2 protein-coding genes are annotated in these 3539 nt (G+C 38.2%); both read left to right on the forward strand.

Annotated features, from left to right (window positions below; translation table 11 throughout):
* The coding region (locus ACTJIW_RS24165; protein ID WP_440718500.1) for a contractile injection system protein, VgrG/Pvc8 family at positions 1 to 1830 on the forward strand (1830 nt) is incomplete at its 5' end.
* A 2-nt stretch (positions 1831 to 1832) separates the two neighbouring features.
* Complete coding sequence (locus ACTJIW_RS24170; protein ID WP_440716792.1) at positions 1833 to 3503, forward strand: phospholipase effector Tle1 domain-containing protein; 1671 nt, start codon at positions 1833 to 1835, stop codon at positions 3501 to 3503.
* Positions 3504 to 3539: the final 36 nt, after the last annotated feature.

Below are 3539 nucleotides of genomic sequence, written 5' to 3' on the forward strand. Positions count from 1 at the left end.
ATTAAAGTAGGCGAAATCAGGATTACCAATTTCAATAAATTAAAGATATTTCAAACCATCCACGATCATCATACTTTTTCATTTGAAGTACGACAGGATTTATTAGTTGACGAGTTTAAAAGTGTGATGCCTTTTTCACAAAAACTGTACGGCGAGAAAATCAGCATCGAAATAAAACCTATAGACGGTCTGGAAGATCTCATGATTGGCGCAGACCTTAAACATTACACCATGCAGTTCTATGGTGTGGTAACCAAAGTAAAACTGAAGAAATCCCGTGTAAAAGATATAGAAGAAATTATCGTAATAAAAGGGAAAAGCTCCACGATAGCACTCGAAAACGGTCCCGAATGCAGTTCTTTTACCAATATGACCCTGAGCGATATTGTAACCAAAGTAAAATCAGGCTGTGATATTGATATGGATGTAAGACCATTTTATTTAGAAAACCTGCCTTATACGGTGCAGTATAACGAAAGTAATTTCTCTTTTCTAAACCGTCTGGCAAAAAGAAACGGACACTGGCTGTATTATAACGGACGCACCACTGTTTTTGGAAGCCCCGGCGGTGTGGGCGGACAGCCCCAGTTAGTTTACGGGGTAAACATGCAGGATTTTGATTATACCATTAAACTCATGCCGGCAATGTTTAAAGTAATAGAAAATGACAACCGAGACGGCAGTTACAGAACCGATGAAACCTTAAAATACAGAAGGGAAGCCGATGGTTTTCAGCAGAACTTTTTAAATAAGTCTAATGAGTTCTTTAATAAAGAAACCATAATACAGCTTAACCAGAATCCTGCCGGAGGATCTGCACGACGTTCCTCAGAAGAATATGCCAAAAACAAAATGCGTGCTATTTTAAGCCGTTTAACAGAAGTAAAAGCCTCCAGCGAAGTTCCGGGAATTACGATAGGAAACGAAGTCAGGATAGCGGGTGTCGACGTACAGCTGGAAAGCTCCTACCGCGTAACACAGATAACCCACATTTGCGACGACGGAGGCGGTTATGAAAATTATTTTACAGCCGTAAACTTTAACGGTTCTGTATTCTCTCCCCAGACCGATCCTGATTTAGTGCCGTTCTGCAGAAGCCAGACTGCTGTTGTAACGGGCAATGCGGACCCGGACGGACTCAGCGGCATACAGGTGCAGATGCCGTGGCAGGAAGCCAAAGGCGAAACCACTCCTTATATTCCCTTCGTGCAGAAATACGGAGGCGATGCCAGAGGAAACCATACGCTGCCGGAAATTGGCGATACAGTTTTTGTAGATTTTCAGGGCAATAATGCCGAACTGCCTATTGCAATAGGAACCATAACCAGCAGAAAAGAAAAAAGCGGTTTCAGCACGCCTAATAATGATTTAAAGGTCATGAAAACCCGTTCTGGAATTACAAGCATAATGAATGATGCCGATGGAAGTGTTTCTATTGAAGATCCAAGCGGCAATAAGTATTTTATGGATGGAAACGGAAATACAACTGTTGACGCTCCTAAGAATTTCACCATTAATGCAGGAGAAAATATAAGCATAAACGCCGGGCAGAATATGGATGTTAATATTGGTCTGCATAAAACCGATACAATTGGAGGAGATTATACGGAGAAAATTACAGGTTCGAAATTTCTTTCTATTGGAATTGATTTCTTTCTTACAGTTACAGGAAGCTTAAGTGAGTGGATAAAAGGAAATAAAAAGACTGAAAGTAAAGACATTCAAAAACGTGCTAAAAACATATTGATAAACAGCACCGAGGCAGATATTACAATGTTAGGCGCTAAAAATGTAAAAAATCACAGTGGTGAAGACTCTATAAACGCATAATCATGAGTATAATAAGTATTATTGAAGGAACATTAACAGAAACTGCATCAGGTAATATTGAAATTCATGCCACCGAAGGAAATCTTACTATAGCAGCGGCCCAGCATAATATCCAATATGGAAAAGAAGGCACAACTTATCACGATTATGAACCGCTGCACCCGGAAGATTCATTTAATGATGCCATTGAGGTAAGCTTGAATATCTTTTTTGACGGAACACAAAATAATAAAACCAATACAGAAGCAGGAACAAACCATAAAAACTCCAACAAAGAAAACGACAGCTATACCAACGATTTTACCAACATAGCCAGAGGTTACGATGCTGTAGATCCTAACGAAATTTTTCAAAAAGCATTATATATTGAAGGTATTGGTACTGAGGATCTTGAAAAAGACGATGTTTTTCCTGACGTAGCAACTGGTATGGGGTATAGAGGTATTGTGGCAAAGGTGGTAAAAGCCTGTGTAAAAGCACCTGTTGAACTGAAAAAATATAAAAATAAGAACATTGATATCTTAAAAATCAATGTATACGGTTTTAGCCGGGGTGCCGCCGCAGCTAGGCATTTTTTGCATGTAGCTAATACTCCAGCACTCATATACAGTAAACTGCCCAATAATAAGGTACAGGTTGTTGCACCGGGCTATTATGAAGGCATGGAAGATAAAAAAGCAATACTAACCATAACAGACAATCCTCTACTTGGCAAACATGGTTATTTTGCGGCCTGTTTGTTAGATGGAGAACTTACTATACAAGAAATCCAGTTTAATTTTGTCGGCCTGTATGATACAGTCGCTTCTCACGGATTTTATCATGGCAACGATGTCGAAGATTTACATTTAGATGTAGGCAGGCGGGCAAATTTTGTTGTTCAGTTATCATCAGACGATGAATATCGTGAAAATTTTGATCTCACCAATATTCAAAGTGCCGGACTGCACGGTCTTGAACTGACACTGCCGGGTGTGCACTCAGACATTGGGGGATCTTATATAAACGGAGCAGTAGAAACCTCGGTTTTGTACCATAAAAGGGAAAGTATATACAATAAAATGATCCATCATTCTGATGAAGAAGTACAAAAATTAAAAAAAATTGTAACTAATGAAGGCTGGTTCCTTAAAAACCAAATTCAGGCAGGTTCATTTCATAAATCAGATTATGAACCCAAAAAAACGAAAAAAGGCTCTGTCGAAGACTTAGAAACATATTATGCCGTAATAGGAACAAGAAAATTGTATAATACTTTTGATCAAATCCCGCTGAACTTAATGTTTCATTTTTCTATAGATAGAGGAGTAAAATATAGGGATGATAAATTAAATGAAACCTATTCTATTAAAGATTCATTTATAAAAATGATTGGAAATAACTTAAACCGTTATGTAAATGCCTGCAATGACCTGCGCAATAGTTACATAGAAATGTACAAAGAAAATCTGACAGACAAACAGTCAATAGATGATGATTATTTGTGGAAATTAAAGAAATTATCTTATTGGGACTACCTTGATTTAGAAAGCCTTCATAAATTAAGAAACGAATACCTGCACTGGTCTGTAAAAGCCAATGAAATTGGGCTTGGCGGGCGTGAAAGTCAGGCACCTGCAAAAGAAGGGGCATTACACGAAAAATACCGCAAAAGAGAAATACACAATGGATAAAAAAACTATAAAACTTTTAATCTGCTTTTTAGCCAC

This window comes from Flavobacterium sp. 22659 (genome assembly GCF_052044235.1).
Classification (GTDB): Bacteria; Bacteroidota; Bacteroidia; order Flavobacteriales; family Flavobacteriaceae; genus Flavobacterium; species Flavobacterium johnsoniae.